The sequence below is a fragment of the Nocardioides sp. genome, from assembly GCF_036405735.1.
In the GTDB taxonomy this organism is placed as follows: domain Bacteria; phylum Actinomycetota; class Actinomycetes; order Propionibacteriales; family Nocardioidaceae; genus Nocardioides.
Genome location: NZ_DASWXC010000096.1, coordinates 93,007 through 107,837 on the forward strand (window position 1 = coordinate 93,007; position 14,831 = coordinate 107,837).

Annotated in this window: 12 protein-coding genes and 1 tRNA gene; 8 read left to right on the top strand and 5 right to left on the bottom strand. The window is 74.0% G+C overall.

The window, feature by feature from the left end; all coding sequences use genetic code 11:
* Positions 1-8 precede the first annotated feature (8 nt).
* The gene (locus tag VGE38_RS15970) at positions 9-482 is read right to left on the bottom strand and encodes a hypothetical protein (RefSeq protein ID WP_331143543.1); all 474 of its coding nucleotides are present in this window, start codon (positions 480-482) and stop codon (positions 9-11) included.
* A 99-nt stretch (positions 483-581) separates the two neighbouring features.
* Between VGE38_RS15970 and VGE38_RS15975 the strand changes: the two genes are divergently transcribed.
* Entirely contained in the window at positions 582-1,766 is a 1,185-nt protein-coding gene (locus VGE38_RS15975; protein WP_331143544.1) for an alcohol dehydrogenase catalytic domain-containing protein, read from the top strand.
* Here the strand turns inward: VGE38_RS15975 and VGE38_RS15980 are convergent.
* Positions 1,756-2,331 (bottom strand): TetR family transcriptional regulator, encoded by a 576-nt coding sequence (locus VGE38_RS15980; RefSeq protein WP_331143545.1) that lies wholly within the window; start codon positions 2,329-2,331, stop codon positions 1,756-1,758. The genes VGE38_RS15975 and VGE38_RS15980 overlap by 11 nt on opposite strands.
* A 110-nt stretch (positions 2,332-2,441) precedes the next feature.
* Between VGE38_RS15980 and VGE38_RS15985 the strand changes: the two genes are divergently transcribed.
* The gene (locus VGE38_RS15985; protein ID WP_331143546.1) at positions 2,442-2,681 is read left to right on the top strand and encodes a hypothetical protein; all 240 of its coding nucleotides are present in this window, start codon (positions 2,442-2,444) and stop codon (positions 2,679-2,681) included.
* Positions 2,682-2,711: 30 nt separating this feature from the next.
* On the opposite strand, the gene VGE38_RS15990 is transcribed toward VGE38_RS15985, so the two are convergent.
* Positions 2,712-2,785, bottom strand: a tRNA-Arg gene (locus VGE38_RS15990).
* 144 nt (positions 2,786-2,929) lie between these two features.
* Here VGE38_RS15990 and VGE38_RS15995 point away from each other — a divergent pair.
* Together VGE38_RS15995 and VGE38_RS16000 are read left to right on the top strand one after the other, a co-directional pair.
* Entirely contained in the window at positions 2,930-4,024 is a 1,095-nt protein-coding gene (locus VGE38_RS15995; RefSeq protein WP_331143547.1) for a ScyD/ScyE family protein, read from the top strand.
* A gap of 61 nt (positions 4,025-4,085) precedes the next feature.
* Positions 4,086-5,549 (top strand): glycoside hydrolase family 26 protein, encoded by a 1,464-nt coding sequence (locus VGE38_RS16000; RefSeq protein WP_331143548.1) that lies wholly within the window; start codon positions 4,086-4,088, stop codon positions 5,547-5,549.
* 3 nt (positions 5,550-5,552) lie between these two features.
* On the opposite strand, the gene VGE38_RS16005 is transcribed toward VGE38_RS16000, so the two are convergent.
* Together VGE38_RS16005 and VGE38_RS16010 are read right to left on the bottom strand one after the other, a co-directional pair.
* Positions 5,553-8,057, bottom strand: coding sequence for an SCO7613 C-terminal domain-containing membrane protein (locus VGE38_RS16005; protein WP_331143549.1), 2,505 nt, complete (start codon positions 8,055-8,057; stop codon positions 5,553-5,555).
* Between the two features lie 22 nt (positions 8,058-8,079).
* The gene (locus tag VGE38_RS16010; protein WP_331143550.1) at positions 8,080-9,522 is read right to left on the bottom strand and encodes an aminopeptidase P family protein; all 1,443 of its coding nucleotides are present in this window, start codon (positions 9,520-9,522) and stop codon (positions 8,080-8,082) included.
* A 33-nt stretch (positions 9,523-9,555) separates the two neighbouring features.
* Between VGE38_RS16010 and VGE38_RS16015 the strand changes: the two genes are divergently transcribed.
* The 4 genes from VGE38_RS16015 to VGE38_RS16030 all read left to right on the top strand — a co-directional run bounded on the left by VGE38_RS16015 (position 9,556) and on the right by VGE38_RS16030 (position 14,756).
* Positions 9,556-10,686, top strand: a complete 1,131-nt coding sequence (locus tag VGE38_RS16015) for a PrsW family intramembrane metalloprotease (protein ID WP_331143551.1) — start codon at positions 9,556-9,558, stop codon at positions 10,684-10,686.
* The gene (locus VGE38_RS16020) at positions 10,683-12,425 is read left to right on the top strand and encodes a dynamin family protein (RefSeq protein WP_331143552.1); all 1,743 of its coding nucleotides are present in this window, start codon (positions 10,683-10,685) and stop codon (positions 12,423-12,425) included. Before VGE38_RS16015 ends, VGE38_RS16020 begins: the two co-directional genes overlap by 4 nt.
* Before the next feature lie 9 nt (positions 12,426-12,434).
* Positions 12,435-14,099 (top strand): GTP-binding protein, encoded by a 1,665-nt coding sequence (locus VGE38_RS16025; protein ID WP_331143553.1) that lies wholly within the window; start codon positions 12,435-12,437, stop codon positions 14,097-14,099.
* A 147-nt stretch (positions 14,100-14,246) separates the two neighbouring features.
* Positions 14,247-14,756: a single-stranded DNA-binding protein gene (locus VGE38_RS16030; protein ID WP_331143554.1), complete on the top strand. Its 510-nt coding sequence runs from the start codon at positions 14,247-14,249 to the stop codon at positions 14,754-14,756.
* Positions 14,757-14,831 lie beyond the last annotated feature (75 nt).

Below are 14,831 nucleotides of genomic sequence, written 5' to 3' on the forward strand. Positions count from 1 at the left end.
CCTCCGGCTCACCCCGCCGGCCGGCGCAGACGCTGCTCGAGACCGTCGAGCTCGTCCGCGGTCGCGGTCAGCCGGCCGACGTACGGCGTGAGCGGCTCGTGCCGCACCACGGCGATGCGGACCTCGGAGAGCAGCGAGGCGGCATCGTCCAGGGTGCTGGTGACCTCCTCGTGACGCTCCAGCTCCGCTGTCGGCGGCTGCACCGCCGACAGCTTCTCCGCGGCGGCTCCGGCGGCCTCCTCCGCGTCGACGACCATGGTCTGCAGATAGGAGTCGAACAGGTCGTCGTGGCGTCGCAGCGCCAGCCCGACCGTCGCGACCTCGCTCCGCACGTCCCCGGTGGCCCGGCTGGCGTCGGCGCGCCAGGCGCCCGCGTCCGGCGTGCCGGGCGCGCATCCGGCGAGCAGGGGCGGCCCGACGAGAAGTACGAGGGCGAGCAGAACCCTCGGAGCCGTCGTCCGCATGTCTGCGCGGTTCCCCACGGTGCTCGTCCTCAATCCCAGGGAGAGCGGTGGGGAAGCGGCGCGGGATCGGGTACGGGACCAGACGACCGAGCAGACGACCGACGAGTGGGAGCGACGATGCGTGCAGTGACCTGGCAGGGACCCGAGGAGATGGCGGTGGTCGACGTGCCCGACCCCGTCATCGAGGAGCCGACCGACGCGATCATCAAGGTGACCACCACCGGGCTGTGCGGCTCGGACCTGCACCTGTACGGGCCGCTGTCGCCGTTCATGACGCCCGGCGACGTCGTCGGGCACGAGGCGATGGGCATCGTCGAGGCCGTCGGGCCCGAGGTGCAGGGGCTCATGCCCGGCGATCGCGTCGTGGTGCCGTTCAACATCAGCTGCGGCAGCTGCTGGATGTGCAGCCGCGGCCTGCAGAGCCAGTGCGAGACGACCCAGAACCGCGAGCACGGCACCGGCGCGTCGCTGTTCGGCTACAGCAGCCTCTACGGTCAGGTCCCCGGTGGGCAGGCGGAGTACCTCCGCGTCCCGTTCGCGGGCTACGGCGCGATCAAGGTGCCCGCCGGGCATCCCGACGACCGGTACGTCTTCCTCTCCGACGTGGTGCCCACGGCCTGGCAGGCGGTGGAGTACGCCGGCCTGGAGACGCCCGGCGAGACGCTGCTCGTGCTCGGTGCCGGCCCCATCGGCGACATGGCGGCCCGCATCGCCCTCCACCGCGGACTGCGGGTGATCGTGGTCGACCTGGTCGCGGAGCGGCTCGCCCGCGTCGCAGCTCGCGGCGCCGAGACAATCGACCTGCAGGAGGTCGACGACGTCGCCGAGGAGGTCCGCTCGCGCACGGGCGGACGCGGCGCCGACGCCGTCATCGACGCGGTCGGGATGGAGGCGCACGGCGCGCCGCTCACCCGGTTGTTGCACAAGGCGACCGCCAGGCTGCCCTCGGCCCTGGCCCAGCCCTTGATGAAGAAGGCCGGCGTCGACCGGCTGACGGCGCTGTACACCGCCTTCGAGGCGGTCCGGCGGGGCGGGACCGTCTCGTTGTCCGGCGTCTACGGCGGCTCGATGGACCCGATCCCGATGATGCAGCTGTTCGACAAGCAGGTGCAGCTGCGGATGGGCCAGGCCAACGTGCGCCGCTGGAGCGACGACGCCCTGGCGCTGCTCGAGCAGGACGAGGACGTGCTGGGGGTGGAGCAGTTCGCGACCCACCACCTGCCACTGGACGAGGCGCCCCGCGCCTACGCCGACTTCCGCGACAAGGCCGACGGCATGGTGAAGGTGGTGTTTAACCCCTGACGGCGTCCAGCGCCCGCCGGACCGTCGGCAGTGGAGCCGGCTCCTCGGTGGCGGTCGCCCAGTGCAGGTAGCCGGTGAACGACGCGATCGCGGCGACGTTCGCCGCTACCCGGGCCTCGAGCAGATCCATGCCGCGACCGACGAGGAAGTCCCGCATGACCAGGCACTGCTCCTGGATGTAGCCGGAGCCGAACGCGATGAGGTCCTGGTTGGACGCGATGATCCGCAGCCGGATGCGGATCACCTCGGGGTCCGGTGCGTTCGCCGCCACCTCGGCGAGCGCGTCGAGCACGGCCGCGCGCGGGTCGTCATGGTCGCTGCGGGCGAGTGCGTCGTGGAGCACGTCCATCCCGTGCTGGAAGCCGTCCCAGACCAGTGATGCCTTGGTCGGGAAGTAGCGGAACAGGCTGCGGCGGCTGACCTCCGCGGCCTCGGCCACCTCGGCGGCACTCACCGCGTCGAAGCCCCGGTCACTGAAGAGCTCCACGGCTACCTGGGACAGGCGAGCCGGGTCGATCTCGACCGGGCGGCCCCTACTGCGCTCCCCTTGCGCGTTGGGTGTCATGGGTCATTATCAGCAGATTCGGACCTGTGTTCGGGCGGATACGGCTGGTCCCGTCGCCTCAATTGGGCCCGTGCCGCGTGCTCACGGACGTCCGTGGCACCATCGGCCGCATGGCCGAGCCGGACTGGAGCACGCTGCGCGAGGGCGACGTCGCGTTCCTCGACGACGACCCCGACCAGGGGCCGCTGCCGCTCCGTGTCGGCACCGACGCGCTGTATCCGCAGGAGTACCCGACGGTCCACTGGGACCACCCGCGGCTGACCCTCCCTGCGGCACAGGCGCTCCTGGACGCCGGCGACCCGACGCTGGCGAAGAGGTACGACGCCGCCACCAACCGCTGGCGCGGCTGAGCTCCTTCTGAGGGGACTAGCGCCCGGCAGCGCCCCCGGCAGGACTCGAACCTGCGACCAGTCGATTAGAAGTCGACGGCTCTATCCAGCTGAGCTACGGGGGCGAGGGGCCACCTCGGCCCGCGGCAAGGATAGACGCCCGCGGCGGCTACCCGATCGTGAGGATTTTCCCGCCGTCCGATCGCCAGCGGCCACGCGACGACGGAGACAGGTCAGGTTGACCCAATCCAACGCAAGGGAGCAGCACGATGCGGACACATCCACTCATCGCCGTCGCGACGGCGGCGGTCCTGGCAGGCAGCGCCATGGCCGCCGTACCCAGCGCGCAGGCGGCGCCGCGGCAACGGACCCTCGCTAGCGGCCTGGTGAGCCCGCTCAGCGTGGCGGCGGCACCGAACGGCACCACGTACGTCACCCAGAACTTCGCCGGCACGCTCGAGCGGATCCGGCCCGGCCGGGCGCCGCGGACCGTCTACCGCAGCCGCGGTGGCAACGAGGTGGGGGCGGTGTCGGTCCGAGGCGACCGGGTCGTCTTCGCCGAGACCGCCGGCGGGATGATGCCCACGCACTCCTGGCTCAAGCGGCTGACCCGCAACGGCAAGGCGCGCACGATCGCGAACATCCGGGCCTTCGAGAACCGTCGCAACCCCGACCGCCGGATCACGTACGGCGCCCGCGGCATCAGCCCCAGCTGCGCCGCCCAGTGGCCGACCGAGGAGGCGGGTCCGCCGGTCTACCGCGGCCTCAAGGACTCCCACCCCTACGCCACGGACCAGGTCGCCGGACGCACCTACGTCGCCGACGCCGGGATGAATGCGATCCTCTCGGTGACCAACGGCGGTCGGATCCGCGTCGTCGCGGTCACCCCGGCCAGCCCCGTGCTGATCACGGCCGAGCTGGCCGGACAGATGGGCCTGCCCGCCTGCGCGGTCGGACTCACCTACTTCGGTGAGTCGGTCCCGACCGACGTCGAGCGTGGCCGCGACGGGATGCTCTACGTCACCACCGAGGGGGGTGGCCTCGGCGAGATGATGCCGCTGGGCTCGCTCTACCGGATCAACCCGGCCAACGGGCGGGTGCGCAAGATCGTCGGTGGGCTCTTCGCCCCGACCGGACTGGCCATCACCGGACGCGGGGACGTGCTGGTCGCCCAGCTCTTCGGCAACGAGATCTCGCGGATCAAGAAGGGGACCAAGCGGGTGCGCAGGTACGCCTCGGTGACGATGCCGGGCGCCCTGGACTGGACCCGGCGCGGCCTGTACGCCACGACCGACGTGCTGGCCGGACTCGAGCCGCCGTCGGCGCCCGGCGGCAAGGTGGTGCTGTTCCGGGCGCGGCGCTGACCGGCGCTGACCGGCGCTGAGGGGCCGCCCTGATCGGGGGAGCCCGTAGGCTGGTCTAGACATGCGCCAGCTTGCCTCGCTCGCTCTCGGGATCCTCCTCGCCCTCCCCGCTCCGGTGCTGGCCGCCACCATGCCAGCGCCGGGCGGGGCGGTGCGGCATGTCCCGGTCGGCGTCTTCGTCGGCGGCAACGGCGAGGTGTTCCGGGACGGTATCGCCGCCTATGCGGCGCTGTCCGGCGAGCAGCCGGGGATCGTCCACACGTTCACCGACTGGGACCCCAAGCCCTTCCCCGCCGAGCGGGTGGCGATCATCGGCCAGGCCGGCGCCGTGCCGCTGGTGACGTGGGAGCCGCGGCGGTGGGACACCAGCCAGGCGGCGTACCGCCTGCCGGCCGTCACCGACGTGCTGGGGGAGACGGTCGCGGGCGCGTTCGACGGCTACATCCGCGCATGGGCGACGGCCGCCCGCGACACCGGCCGGCCGGTCTACGTCCGCCTGGGGCACGAGATGAACGGCAACTGGTACCCCTGGGGCCGCGTCACCGGCAACACGCCGCAGGAGTACGTCGAGATGTTCCGCCACGTGCACGGCCTGTTCGAGGCGGTCGGGGCCGACAACGTGCGGTGGGTCTGGAGCCCCAACGTCCTCCATGGCGCGCAGACCGACCCGGCGGCCTACTACCCCGGCGACGCGTACGTCGACGTGGTCGGCCTGGACGGCTACAACTGGGGCGACAGCGGGCTGGGCCCCAGCTGGCAGTCCTTCGGCACGATCTTCTCCGAGACGGTCGAGTCGGTCCGCCGCTACGCCGCCCAGCCGCTGTGGGTCATCGAGACCGGCAGCGCGGAGTCGGGTGGCGACAAGGCGCTGTGGCTGCGCGACATGTTCCGCACCCTGGCCATGGACACCCGGTTCGCGGCGTTGGTCTACTTCGACACCGTCGGCAACCTCGACTGGCGGCTGCGGACCTCGCCGGAGGCATCCCTCGCCTTCCGGGAGGGGCTCGCCACGATGCGGGCCGAGACCGAGCCGAGCCTGACCGAGGACCCGAGCCTCGACCCCACCGGCGACGTGCCGGACGTGATCCGGCTGCCCGAGGACGAGGAGTCGACCACGGAGCCGGTGCCGGTCGCGCCGCCGTCCGTGCCCGAGCCGTCGACGCCGGAGCCGACGCTCCCGGTGCCCCCACCGCCGACGCCGGCGACGACCCCAGCGACGACCCCCGCGGCCCCCGTGGCGGGCCCGGTCCCGCGTCTGCTCGTCACGCAGCTGCGCGGGCATGACCGCCGGACCCGGGCGGTACGGGTCCGGGGCCGGACCGGTCGGATGGCCGCTGCCGGCACCCGGGTGGTCGTGCAGCGCAGGATCGGCCTGCGGTGGAGCCGTGTGGCCAGCGCCCACACCGCCGTCGCCTCCTACGCCGTCCGCGCTCGGCTGCCCCGTCGGGCCGTGGTCGTCCGCGTCGTCGTGACCGGACCTGGTGGTACCCGGGTCAGCGCGCCGGTGCGCGTCCGGATCCGCTGAGTCCTAGCGGAGCTCGGCGAGCAGGCCCCAGGTGCGCCGCCCGGCACGCGCGAGCCGCTCCCAGGCCACGCCGGCCGCCAGCAGCACCAGGCCGACCAGGCTGATCGTGATCCAGCTGAGCGCGACGGCGTACGGCGCCACCTCGGCCAGCACGAGCAGCACCCCGGCCACCGCGCCGGCGGCGAGCGGCGCCTGCCAGCGGGCGAGCGCCCCGACGACGACCAGGCCCGCGCAGGCGAGCCCCACGAGCAACGCGCGGGCGCTGACCGGGTCCCCGAGGGCGAGCACGAGCGAGGGCGCCAGCGCCAGGCCGAGCCCGGGGGAGAGGACGGCCATGGACCGCGTCGACCGGTCCCGCCAGAAGGCCCAGACCCCGAAGGCCAGCACCACGCCGGCCAGCGGCAGCGTGTAGGCCTCGGGAGTCGCGACATCGGACGCGGCCAGTCGCAGCCAGAGCGCCGCCAGCCCCAACCCGGACGCCACGGCGCCGATCGTCCGGCTGCGGTGCCGGATGCCGAGCACCGCGCCGGCCGCGGCCTGGGCGGTGAGGGCGAGGGCGGTCCAGTCCGGCTCTCCGCCCATCGATGCCCCCGCGACGGTCAGCAGCAGGGTGACGCCCAGCGTCGCGGCGTACGACGCCCGGCGGCCCGGCTCGGTCAGCGGCCGTGCCCAGCCGAGCAGACCGACGGAGAGGGCGACGGCGAGCGCACCCCCGATGCCGACGAGCGCCGCCGTGGTGTCGGCGCTGCCCGTCGCGACCGCCACGGCCGCACCGGCGACGCCCGCCAGCGCCGGCAGCGCCAGTCCCGCGCCCAGCGCCTCGTACTCGGAGCCCCGGCGCAGCGTCAGCCCGGCGACCCCGGCGAGCAGCACCGCCGTGACGCCGAGTGCGGCCGCGTCGTAGGTCGCCACCAGCAACGCCGCGGCCGCCAGCCCACTGGCCGTCCCCCACTGCAGCAGGTGGGGCGGACGCCGGACGGCGCAGAGGACCGCGGCGGCCTGCACCAGCGCGGCGACCAGCAGGACGGTCACGACGCCGACCAGGTAGGTGACGTGGCCCAGCACCACCGACGCGGCGAGCAACAGCGCCAGCGTGAGCCAGGACAGGGGCGCCACAGCCCGCACCCAGGCGCGCCGCCACGTCAGGGTCGCCGCGAGCAGCGCCGCTGCGCCCGCCAGCGCGCTCCACGTGGGCACGACGTCGACGGTGAGCCAGAGGTCGTACGCCCGCCGCCAGTCGTGGGCACCGTCCTCCCAGCCCCGCTCCGAGCCCTGCGCCGTCGCGGCGCCGACGGCGCCGCCGAGCTCGAGCACCCACGCCAGAGCGACGACGACAGGCCCGATCGCGAGCGTCGTGGCCAGCCAGCGCAGGACGCCGGCCATGCTCGCGCGCGGTGGCATCGCGAGGGCCAGGGTGGCGGTGAGGGCCGTCGCGAGAGTCGCGACGACGACCGCCTCCCCGACCGTGTCGACGAACCAGGCGCTCCCGGCGACCAGGAACAGCCAGCCGGCGAGGACGCCGCCCAGCACCCGCAGCGCGAGCGGGGCCGACGGCACCCACCGGGACGGCGTGGCCAGCGGGGCCGCCACGAGGGCGGCCAGGACGAGGGGGAGGACCGCGTCCGCGGCGTGCGTCGGCAGCCGGTCCGCCGTGCGGACCAGTCCGGTTCCGGCCAGCACGAGCCAGCCGCCGGCCGCCACCAGCGCCGCGTTGACCACCGCGACCGGTTGCCCGGCCCGGCGCAGCACGACCAGCCCGAGCAGTCCGCCGACGGTGATGACCGTCCCCGTCGTGGCCGGAAGCCCGAACCCGAGCGCGCTCAGCGCCGCCACGTCGAGGCCAGCCGCGCCGGCCAGCTGCGGCAGCAGCAGCACCGGTCCGGGGACGGCCCGACGCAGGGCGAGGGCGCCGGCGGCGCAGGCGACGGCGACGATCAGCCCGGTGACGACCAGCCAGGCCTGCCAGTCGGTCGCGACCCAGCCGGCCAGCCGCGCCCCGGCCAGGTCGAAGGCGAGGAAGGCGGCCGTGACGGCGGCCAACGTCTCGGCCGCCAGGTCCAGGCCCCGTCGCGCCACCAGCCAGGTGCCGGCGGCGGCCAGGCCGGTGAGCAGGACGAGGACGACGGTGCGGCCGGAGGGTCCGAGTAGGTACCACGCGACCGCGACGAACAGCAGCGCGCCGACCGCCAGGCACAGTCCGCCGAGGCTGAGCAGCACCACCGGCACGCTCCACCTCCAGCGGTGCGGCTCCCGAGGCAACGGCCCCGTCGGCGCAGCGGGCCCGGTCGGCACCGAGGGTCCGGTCGTCACCGCAGCGACGTCGGCGGCCGGCTCGGTCCGCAGCCGGGCCAGCAGCAGGTCGGCGTGCTGCAGCGTCGTGAACAGCTCCTGGGCCACCGGCCCGGACAGGCTCAGCCCGCAGGCGGGACACCGGGTGGGTCCGGCGATCGGCGAGCCGCAGTCAGGACAGCGGTGCGGATCGGCGTACCTGCTGGTCACCCGGTGCATGGCTGCACCGTAGTGCCCAGCGTCAGCCGATGAGGTCGCCCATCCACAGCTCCACGTCGCGCGAGGTGCGGGGCAGGGCGGCGGAGAGGTTCGAGGCGCCGTCGGCGGTGACCAGGATGTCGTCCTCGATCCGGATCCCGATGCCCCGCAGCTCCTCGGGGACGAGCAGGTCGTCCTCCTGGAAGTACAGACCCGGCTCGACGGTCAGCACCATGCCCTCGGCGAGCGTGCCCTCGGCGTAGGCCTCCTTCGAGGCCTGCCCGCAGTCGTGCACGTCCATGCCGAGCATGTGGCTGACCCCGTGCAGCGTCCACCGGGAGTAAACCTTGCTGTCCTCGTCGAGCGCCTCCTCGACCGGCACCGGCAGCAGGTCGAGGTCGGCCAGCCCGTGGGCGAGCACCTCGACGGCCGCGTGGTGGGCGGCCCGGAAGGCGGCGCCGGGGCGGACCGCCGCGATCCCGGCCTCCTGGGCACGCAGCACGAGGTCGTAGAGGTCGCGCTGCAGCGGCGTGAAGGTGCCCGAGACCGGGAGCGTGCGGGTGACGTCGGCGGTGTAGAGGTTGCGACCCTCGACGCCCATGTCGAGCAGCACCAGCTGGCCCGGGACGATCGGGCCGGTGTTCTCGATCCAGTGCAGCGTCGTCGCGTGGGAGCCGCCCGCGACGATCGAGTCGTAGCCGATGTCGTTGCCCATGGCGCGGGCGCGGCGGAAGAACGTGCCCTCGATCCAGCGCTCGCCGAACTCCAGCACGCGCGGCCACTCCCGCACCGCGTCCTCGAAGCCGAGCGTCGTGATGTCGCAGGCCTCCTGCAGCTGCGCGACCTCCCAGTCGTCCTTGACCAGCCGCAGCTCCGATGCGACCCGGGCGAGCTCGGCGTCGAGCGCCTCATCAGGGGCGACGAGCCCGTCGACGTACGACGAGACGCCGCGGTGCACCCGTGTCTTCGCGGAGACGGCCAGGTCGTCGGCCAGCCGGTCGACGTGACGCACCTCCAGGCCCAGGGAGTCGCCGATCTCCTTGGCGGACGGCCGGCGGCCGGCCCACAGCTCGCCGTACTGCCGGTCGCGGAAGAACTCGTCGGTGTCGCGCGAGGAGCGCGGGCGGGCGTAGAGCACCGCGGAGCCGTCGGGCTCGACCACGAGGACCGCGTCGGAGGTCTGGTTGCCAGTGAAGTAGGTGTGCGCGGTGTCGGGCCGGAACCGGTAGTCGGTGTCGTAGGCGCGGACCTTGTAGCCGCCGGCGGGCAGCACCAGCCGCTCGCCGGGGAAGGCGGCGGCCAGCCGGGCACGGCGCGCGGCGGCGTACGGCGCGACAGGATGGCGCGGCAGGTCGAGCTCCCGGTCGCCCCAGCCGGTGCGCATGAAGCGCGACCAGGCTTCGGGCACCGACGGGTCGTGCGACTCGGTCTTGGGTGCCGTCGCGGGGGCGGTCTCGGACGTCGGCTGCGGCTCGGTCTCTGCCATGCGCCAACTGTAGTCGTCGCTAGGCTTCGCCCCATGGGGGTCAGGCGCCGGCGCAACGTGGTCTTCACGGCCCTGGTCTCCGTGGTCGTGGCGCTCGCCGCGATCCCGATGCTGCTCATCGTCGTGGTGTCGGGCGCGCCGACCACGGTCGTGGTCGCGACGGTGCTGGCCGCGGTCCCGGTCGTGCCGCTGGTCGCGTGCTTCCTGTGGCTCGACCGCTACGAGCCCGAGCCACGTGGGCTGCTGGCGCTCGGACTGCTGTGGGGCGCGATCGTGGCCTGCTTCGCGGCCATCGTGCTCGAGGGCGTCGGCGGAGCGGTCGGCGGCTTCAGCGACCAGGCGACGGTCACGGTGCTGGCGCCGGTGGTCGAGGAGGCCTGCAAGGGCGCCTTCCTGCTGATGCTGCTGTGGTGGCGCCGCGACGAGCTCGACGGCGTGCTGGACGGCATCGTCTACGCCGGGATGCTCGGCATCGGCTTCGCGTTCACCGAGAACATCCTCTACCTCGCCGCGGCGTACGACGGCACCGGTCCCGAGGGGGTTCTCGGCCCCGGCGGCACCACGGCGCTCACCCAGACCTTCGTGGTCCGCTGCCTGGTCAGCCCGTTCGCGCATCCGCTGTTCACCGCCTTCCTCGGCGTCGCGGCGGGCATCGCGGTCAACTCCCGATCGCGGTCGGCGCGCACGCTGCTGCCGCTGGTGGGGTACGTCGGCGCCGTGCTCACCCACGCGCTGTGGAACTCCTCCACCGTCTTCGGGTACGGGGGGTTCGTGACCGTCTATGCCCTGCTGATGCTGCCGGCGCTGTGCGCGATCGGGGCGCTGGCCGTGTGGACGCGCGCGGCCGAGCGGCGGATGCTGAGCGCCGCGCTCGGTGACGCCGCGGCCCGCGGCCTGCTGCCGGCCACCGACATCGGGTGGGTCGTCGACCTCCGTGCCCGCCACCGGGCGCGGGCCCACGCCCGCCAGCTCGCCGGGCCCGCCGCCGAGGACGCGATGCGGGAGTACCAGCAGGCGGTGATCGAGCTCGGATTCCTCCACCACCGCTACCTGCGCGGCACTCCGCCGCCCGACTTTGCGGTCCGGGGGCAGGAGTATGTCTCCAGAATCGGTAGGGTCAGGCCGATCATCGCATTCCCCGGACAGGTGGTGCCCACCAGATGACGACCCCGCCCGGCTCGGGCAGTGACGCCAGCACGCGCATGGTGACCGCGCTCGTGCGGCTGCACCAAGCGCTGCAGGAGCTGACGCTTCCGCTCGACCTGCCCGGCGTGGCCGGCGAGCGTGCCGCCCGCGGAGACCTGGTCTCGCAGCTGGAGGACTACGTCATCCCCCGGATGATGACGATCGACGCGCCCCTGCTCGCTGTGGTCGGCGGGTCCACCGGCGCCGGCAAGTCGACGCTGGTCAACTCGCTGATCGGCACCCGCGTCACCACCCCCGGCCTGCTGCGGCCGACCACGCGCTCACCCGTCCTGGTGCACCACCCCGCCGACGCCCAGTGGTTCGGCCAGGACCGGCTGCTGCCGGAGCTGGAGCGGGTCGCGCACAGCACCGACGACCCGAAGGCGCTGCAGCTGGTCGCGTCCGAGAACGTCCCGCAGGGCCTGGCCATCCTCGACGCCCCCGACGTGGACTCGGTGGAGGAGCAGAACCGGCTCCTCGCGGCCCAGCTGCTCGCCGCCGCCGACCTGTGGATCTTCGTCACCTCGGCGGCGCGCTACGCCGACCAGGTGCCGTGGGGCTTCCTCAAGCAGGCCGCCGAACGGTCCACCGCCGTCGCGGTCGTGCTCGACCGCACCCCGGCCGACGCCGTACAGACGGTGGCCACCCACCTCGCCCGGATGCTGGCCTCGCGTGGGCTCAAGGACAGCCCGCTGTTCATCGTGCACGAGGGTCCCGTCAGCGAGGAGGGCCTGCTGCCGGCCGGCAGCGTCGCGGAGGTGCGGGGCTGGCTCGACATGCTCGCCGCCGACACCGTGGCCCGGCAGGCGGTCGTGCAGCAGACGCTGGACGGCGCGATCCGGTCGCTGTCCCGCACGGCGTACCCCGTCGCCGACGCCGCGGCGTCCCAGGCCGACGTGGTGGAGCGGCTGCGCCGCGACGCGGCGACGGCGTACGACGAGGGCCTGCGCGGCGTGCTCGCCGCGACCGCCGACGGCACCATGCTGCGCGGCGAGGTGCTGGCCCGGTGGCAGGAGTTCGTCGGCACCGGCGAGCTGCTGCGCTCGTTGGAGAACCGCGTGGGCCGGCTGCGCGACAAGCTCGTCAACGCCGTCAAGGGCAAGCCCCAGCAGGCCGAGCAGGTGCAGGTGGCCGTGGAGTCGGGCCTGGAGCTGCTGATCCTCGAGCACGCCGAGCACGCCGCGGAGCGGGCCGAGCAGGCGTGGCTGCAGGTCGAGGCCGGCCGCGGGCTGGTCGACGCCGCCCCCGGTGATCTGGGCCGGGCCTCACGCGACCTGCGCCGCAAGGCGGAGCGGGCGGTGCGCGACTGGCAGCAGGACGTGCTCGACATGGTCCGCACCGAGGGGGACGACAAGCGTGCCACGGCCCGGTTCCTGGCCTTCGGCGTCAACGGCCTCTCCGTGGCGCTGATGGTGGTGGTCTTCGCGAGCACCGGCGGTGCCCTGGCGGGTGCCGAGGTCGGCATCGCGGGCGGCTCCGCCGTGCTGGGGCAGAAGCTGCTCGAGGCGGTGTTCGGCGACCAGGCCGTCCGGCGGCTGTCCGAGCGCGCCCGTACCTCACTCGAGCTGCGCCTGCGGGCGCTGTTCGCCGACGAACAGGCCCGCTTCGACGCCGTCCTCGACGGGCTTGCGGTCGATCCCGCTGCGGCCGAGAAGATCCGGCAGGCTGCACGCCGCGTCGACGACGCCCGCTTCGCGGCCCAGCTCGGCAACTCCTAGGCTGACGACATGACTTCCCTCCTCCACGGCGCGATGAACGGCGTCAAGGGCCTCGTCACCCAGGGGTCCGACATCGGGGAGCGCCTCGACGGACTCGCGGCGGCCGTCGCCGCGGCCGAGGGCCGCTTCGACGAGGAGCTGGTCGGCGAGGCCCGGACCATCGTCGAGCGGGCCGGCGGCCGGCTGCGCCTCTCGGCCGAGCACACCGTGGTCGGCATCGCCGGCGCCACCGGGTCGGGCAAGTCCTCGACGTTCAACGCGCTCACCGGGCTCGAGCTCTCCGCGGTCGGCGTGCGACGGCCCACCACGTCGTGGGCCACCGCCTGCGTGTGGGGGACCCAGGGTGCGCGCGAGTTGCTGGAGTGGCTCGGCATCCCGGACCGGCACCAGACCACCCGCGACTCGATGCTCGACACCCGCCGCGAGAGCAACGACCTCGACGGCGTCGTGCTGCTCGACCTGCCCGACCACGACTCGACCGAGGTGTCGCACCACCTCGAGGTTGACCGGCTCGTGGTCCTCGTCGACATGCTGGTGTGGGTCCTGGACCCGCAGAAGTACGCCGATGCCGCGATCCACGACCGCTACCTCCAGCCGCTGCGCACGCACGAGGAGGTCATGGTCGTCGTCCTCAACCACATCGACACCGTGCCTGAGGAGCGGCGTGAGGCGATGGTGGCCGACGTACGCCGCCTGCTCGACGCCGACGGGCTGCACCAGGTGCCGGTGATCCCCCTCAGCGCCAAGAAGGGCTGGGGCGTGGAGGAGCTGCGGACCGAGATCGCGCGCCGCGTGGCTGAGAAGAAGGCGACCAAGGCGCGGCTCGAGGCCGACATCAAGGGGGTCGCCGGGCGTCTGGAGGCGGTCTCCGGCACCGCCAAGCCTCGCTCGCTGGCCGCCGGCCGGATCGAGGCTCTCGACGACGCGCTGGCCGAGGCTGCGGGGGTGCCCACGATCGTGGACGCCGTGCACCGCGCCACCACGATGCGAGCCGGGCGGGCGACCGGGTGGCCGCTGGTCTCGTGGATCTCCTCCCTCAAGCCCGACCCGCTCAAGCGCCTCCACCTCGACCTCGGCTCGGCCGGCAAGGAACTCACCGGACGGGCCCGCACGTCGGTGCCCGAGCCCACCGCCGTGCAGCGTGCCCGGGTCGACAGTGAGGTGCGGGCTCTGGCCGACGACGCCTCGGCGGGCCTCGGCACCCCCTGGCAGGAGTCCATCCGGCGCGCGTCGGTCTCCCGGGTCGACGACCTCGGCGACCGGCTCGACGGCGCCCTCGGCTCGGTCGACCTCGGCGCCGCGAAGCTGCCCGTCTGGGCGGGGCTGGTCCGGGTGCTGCAGTGGCTGCTCATCCTGGCGGCCGTCGCGGGCGGCGTCTGGACGCTCGCCGCCTTCTTCTCCGGGTCCCTCGACGACGCCGACCGGACGCCGCAGGTCGGCGGCATCGCGCTTCCCATCCTGCTCGGGGTGGGCGGCGTCGCGCTGGGCATCGTGCTGGCCATCGTGTGCCGCTTCCTCGTCGCCGCCACCGCGCGGTCGCGTGCGGCGCGAGCCGACCACCGGCTGCGCAGCGCGGTCGAGGAGGTCGCCCGGGAGTTGGTGGTGGCTCCGGTCGAGGCGGAGCTGGCGGCGTACTCCGAGGTCCGCACCGGCCTCACCCGTGCCCTGACGTAGCCCCGGACCGCTTTCGGTCCACAGGGGCGGCCGGGTCCGTCGGACTCCACAGCCTCCGCAGGTCCCGCGCCGCAGCGTCGGTCGTCGCCAGCAGGGTCGGATCCCGAACGGGCCCGCCGGGCCCGAGGACCGATCCAGGAGTGGACCATGAACGACACCCAGATCACCGTGCAGGGCTTCGTGGGTGGAGCCGTCTCGCTGCGCCGGGCCGGCGACAGCGAGGTCGCCACCTTCCGCCTCGGCTGCACGCCGCGCTACTTCAACCGCCGCACGCAGCAGTGGGTCGACGCCCCGACGCAGTGGTACACCGTCAACGCGTGGCGGGGGATGGCCGAGAACGTCGCGCGCTCGCTCACCAAGGGCGACGGTGTCGCCGTGTCCGGCCGCCTCAACGTCTCGACCTGGCGGGCCGACGACGGCCAGGAGCGCACCAACCTGGAGATCGACGCCACCTTCGTCGGGCACGACCTCAACCGCGGCACGACCCGGCTGGCCCGCAACGAGCGGCCGGCGGGGGAGGAGCAGCCCGCACCGACGTCCGAGCACGACGACGGCACGCGCGGGACCGAGAGCGGGAGCGACGCTCCTACTCCGGCGCCGGGGGCGCCGGAGTGGACGGTGCCCAGCCTCGACGTGGGCGGGAGCAGCGCAGCCTGATCGGGCCCTACGGCGCGGGCGGCGTGAGAGCGCCCGGGGGCCGGGCCGGATGCGTCAGGATCGGGCCCGGCCAAC

Excerpts from the sequence above, each read along its gene's own strand:
- VGE38_RS15975 (WP_331143544.1), top strand. The coding sequence starts at position 582 with ATGCGTGCAGTGACCTGGCAGGGACCCGAGGAGATGGCGGTGGTCGAC.
- VGE38_RS15980 (WP_331143545.1), bottom strand. The coding sequence starts at position 2,331 with ATGACACCCAACGCGCAAGGGGAGCGCAGTAGGGGCCGCCCGGTCGAG.
- VGE38_RS15985 (WP_331143546.1), top strand. The coding sequence starts at position 2,442 with ATGGCCGAGCCGGACTGGAGCACGCTGCGCGAGGGCGACGTCGCGTTC.
- VGE38_RS15995 (WP_331143547.1), top strand. The coding sequence starts at position 2,930 with ATGCGGACACATCCACTCATCGCCGTCGCGACGGCGGCGGTCCTGGCA.
- VGE38_RS16000 (WP_331143548.1), top strand. The coding sequence starts at position 4,086 with ATGCGCCAGCTTGCCTCGCTCGCTCTCGGGATCCTCCTCGCCCTCCCC.
- VGE38_RS16005 (WP_331143549.1), bottom strand. The coding sequence starts at position 8,057 with ATGCACCGGGTGACCAGCAGGTACGCCGATCCGCACCGCTGTCCTGAC.
- VGE38_RS16010 (WP_331143550.1), bottom strand. The coding sequence starts at position 9,522 with ATGGCAGAGACCGAGCCGCAGCCGACGTCCGAGACCGCCCCCGCGACG.
- VGE38_RS16015 (WP_331143551.1), top strand. The coding sequence starts at position 9,556 with ATGGGGGTCAGGCGCCGGCGCAACGTGGTCTTCACGGCCCTGGTCTCC.
- VGE38_RS16020 (WP_331143552.1), top strand. The coding sequence starts at position 10,683 with ATGACGACCCCGCCCGGCTCGGGCAGTGACGCCAGCACGCGCATGGTG.
- VGE38_RS16025 (WP_331143553.1), top strand. The coding sequence starts at position 12,435 with ATGACTTCCCTCCTCCACGGCGCGATGAACGGCGTCAAGGGCCTCGTC.
- VGE38_RS16030 (WP_331143554.1), top strand. The coding sequence starts at position 14,247 with ATGAACGACACCCAGATCACCGTGCAGGGCTTCGTGGGTGGAGCCGTC.